The following is a 3,084-nucleotide window of genomic DNA, read 5'->3' as shown; positions in this document are numbered from 1 at the left end:
CCTCTTAGAAAGCCCACACATGCCAGCCTACAAGCGGATCTTGTTAAAACTGTCAGGTGAGGCCTTGATGGGGGATGATGCCTTTGGCATCAATCGCGCCACTATCGTTCGCATGGTCGAAGAAATTGCCGAAATCACCCGCATGGGTGTGGAGGTGGCGGTCGTGATTGGTGGCGGCAATATTTTTCGCGGCGTCGCCGGTGGATCGGTCGGCATGGACCGTGCCACGGCCGATTACATGGGCATGCTGGCGACCGTGATGAACGCGCTGGCATTGGGTGACACCATGGACAAGGCGGGGCTGGTGCCTCGCGTCATGTCGGCGATTGGCATCGAGCGCGTGGTCGAGCCTTATGTCCGTCCCAAGGCACTCCAGTATCTGGAAGAAGGCAAGGTCGTGATTTTTGCGGCCGGAACCGGCAACCCTTTCTTTACCACCGACACGGCAGCCGCGCTGCGCGGTGCTGAAATCGGTGCCGAGATTGTTTTGAAGGCCACCAAGGTGGACGGCGTCTACAGCGCCGATCCCAACAAGGACCCGATGGCCACCCGCTATACCAACATCACTTTCGATGAGGTCATAGGCAAAAACCTTGAGGTCATGGACGCCACGGCCTTCGCGCTGTGCCGCGACCAGAAGCTGCCTATCAAGGTGTTCAGTATTTTCAAAAACGGTGCACTCAAGCGCGTGGTTCAGGGTGAGGATGAAGGGACTCTGGTTCACGTCTGATACCCTTTGTGCACCTCGCTTTATACTTTTTTTGAACCTAATAATCCGGAGAGTTGACCATGAGCGTTGTTGAAATCAAGCAGCATGCAGAGCAAAAAATGCAGCAGTCCCTGGACTCGTTCAAAGTCAGTTTGACAAAGATCCGCACGGGACGTGCCAATCCGGGTTTACTCGATACGGTGCATGTGGATTACTACGGCTCCATGGTGCCCATCAGTCAGGTGGCCAATGTGTCGCTGCTTGACGCGCGCACCATCAGCGTCTCGCCTTGGGAAAAAGGCATGGCGGCAAAGATCGAAAAGGCCATCCGGGATTCCGATCTGGGTCTCAATCCAGCGTCTCAGGGTGAGTTGATTCGCGTCCCCATGCCTGCAATGACCGAGGAGCGCCGAAAGGAACTCACCAAGGTGGTGCGCGCTGAAGGCGAGCATGCCAAGGTGGCCATTCGCAACCTGCGCAGAGACGCCAACGACGGCGTCAAGAAACTGGTCAAGGACAAGCTCGCATCCGAGGATGACGAGCGTCGTTCGCAAGATGAGATCCAGAAATTCACGGACCGCTTCATTGCCGACGTTGACAAACTCGTCACGGGCAAGGAACAAGACATCATGGCGGTTTGACCTCATGGTGTTTGGCCTTAACTGACAGATGGCTTTGACGCATCCTGACGTGCCGCACCACGTGGCCATCGTTATGGATGGGAATGGTCGCTGGGCGACCCGGCGGTTTTTGCCTCGCATCGCTGGTCACAAGCAGGGCGTTGACTCGCTCAATCGCTGCGTTCGGGCTTGCCTGGAGCGCAACATTGGTGTCCTGACGGTCTTTGCTTTTTCATCTGAAAACTGGAATCGACCGCCCGAAGAGGTGTCTGGTCTGATGGAATTGCTGGCGCTGTCTCTGTCCAGAGAAGTCCCGCGCCTGAACGCGCAAGGTGTGAGGATTCATTTTGTCGGAGATCGCCAACGCCTGTCCGAAAGGGTTCAGGCGGGTCTGCTCCAGGCGGAACTGAGCACGGCCGGCAACCACCGGCTGATCTTCAACGTGTGTTTCAACTACGGCGGACGCTGGGACATTGCCCAGGCGGCTCAAAAATTGGCCAGTCGCGGCGAAGCCATTACCGAGTTGTCGCTGGACCGGGCCATGGCGCTGGCACATGTGCCCGACCCGGATTTGCTGATTCGCACTGGCGGCGAGTTGCGCATCAGCAATTTTTTGCTGTGGCAAGTGGCCTATTCAGAACTACATTTTTCGAGCAAGTTATGGCCTGATTTCGATGATGCGGCGCTGGATGAGGCGATTGCATTTTTCAACACCCGCGAGCGCCGGTTTGGCCAGACCTCTGCGCAGGTCAATGCGCCGGACAAAAAACCAAATGCAAGGATCGCCTGATGCTTAAGCAACGTGTGATAACCGCAATTGTTTTGCTGGCTATTTTGCTGCCCGCACTGTTTTACCGGACGCCTTTTCCTTTTAGTGTCCTTGCCCTGCTGCTGATCGCCGCAGGGGCCTGGGAGTGGGGGCGTTTGAACGGCTTGCGCCAAGCCGGCGCGCTCGGACTTTCCTTGGTGTGCGTGCTCGCTTGTGGCTTGTCGTGGGTTGGCGGGCTCCTTGAGCGGCCGTTGCCGCTGCTCTGGGCTATTGCAGGCGCCGCATGGGTGCTGTTTGGCGGCGGGCTGCTGCGCCTGGGTGTCGCGGGCTGGCCGCGCATTCCCCAGTCGCTGCGGCTGGCCGGCGGGGTCGTCGTGCTCTGGCTGGCTTGGCTCGCCATTGCGCAGGCGCGTGTGATCGGCATCGAATTCCTGCTGTCCGTGCTGGTGCTGGTCTGGGTAGCCGACATCTTTGCTTACTTTGCCGGTCGCACCTTCGGCGGACGCTTTAGCAAAGGCAAGCTCGCGCCGTCCATCAGTCCGGGCAAAAGCTGGGAAGGGGTATGGGGCGGCATGGCCGGTGTCGTGGTGTTGTCGCTGGCCTGGGTCTATTTGGGCGGCCAGACGCTCTACAGCCAGCTGGCCGAGCGCCATGGCATGCCCATGATGCTGCTTGCGGTGATTTTTTTGGCGGCCATGAGCGTCGTCGGTGATCTGTTCGAGTCCCTGATCAAGCGCAGCGCCGGCGTGAAAGACTCCAGTGGTTTGCTGCCCGGCCACGGCGGCGTGCTGGACCGTATCGATGCCTTGCTGCCGACTTTGCCGCTGGCGATGATGCTGGCTAACTTTTAAGCCTTTCCCCTCCTATTTCATGACCTTCAAAAAGCAGCGCGTCACCGTTTTGGGCTCCACGGGCTCCATCGGTGTCAATACCCTGGATGTCATTGCCCGCCATCCTGAGCGTTTCGAGGTGTTTGCCCTCAGTGC

General features: G+C 58.4%; 5 protein-coding genes. All 5 read left to right on the top strand.

The features are described from left to right. The first annotated feature begins 19 nt into the window (after positions 1 to 19). Positions 20 to 730: a UMP kinase gene (pyrH, locus tag IV091_RS13645; RefSeq protein WP_293469625.1), complete on the top strand. Its 711-nt coding sequence runs from the start codon at positions 20 to 22 to the stop codon at positions 728 to 730. Between the two features lie 59 nt (positions 731 to 789). Continuing rightward, on the top strand, positions 790 to 1,350 hold the full coding sequence (gene frr / locus IV091_RS13640) for a ribosome recycling factor (protein WP_293469621.1): 561 nt from the start codon (positions 790 to 792) through the stop codon (positions 1,348 to 1,350). Positions 1,351 to 1,378: 28 nt separating this feature from the next. Further along, positions 1,379 to 2,119, top strand: coding sequence for a polyprenyl diphosphate synthase (gene uppS / locus IV091_RS13635; RefSeq protein ID WP_293469619.1), 741 nt, complete (start codon positions 1,379 to 1,381; stop codon positions 2,117 to 2,119). Further along, positions 2,119 to 2,949 (top strand): phosphatidate cytidylyltransferase, encoded by an 831-nt coding sequence (locus IV091_RS13630; RefSeq protein WP_293469617.1) that lies wholly within the window; start codon positions 2,119 to 2,121, stop codon positions 2,947 to 2,949. Before uppS ends, IV091_RS13630 begins: the two co-directional genes overlap by 1 nt. A 19-nt stretch (positions 2,950 to 2,968) precedes the next feature. After that, the coding region (locus tag IV091_RS13625) for a hypothetical protein (RefSeq protein ID WP_293469623.1) at positions 2,969 to 3,084 on the top strand (116 nt) is incomplete at its 3' end.

The organism is Polaromonas sp., assembly GCF_018780625.1.
In the GTDB taxonomy this organism is placed as follows: Bacteria; Pseudomonadota; Gammaproteobacteria; order Burkholderiales; family Burkholderiaceae_C; genus Polaromonas.
This window is presented reverse-complemented; position numbering and strand designations above follow the sequence as displayed.

Coding starts and splice junctions, on each gene's coding strand:
- pyrH (WP_293469625.1), top strand. CDS start 20: ATGCCAGCCTACAAGCGGATCTTGTTAAAACTGTCAGGTGAGGCCTTG.
- IV091_RS13630 (WP_293469617.1), top strand. CDS start 2,119: ATGCTTAAGCAACGTGTGATAACCGCAATTGTTTTGCTGGCTATTTTG.
- uppS (WP_293469619.1), top strand. CDS start 1,379: ATGGCTTTGACGCATCCTGACGTGCCGCACCACGTGGCCATCGTTATG.
- frr (WP_293469621.1), top strand. CDS start 790: ATGAGCGTTGTTGAAATCAAGCAGCATGCAGAGCAAAAAATGCAGCAG.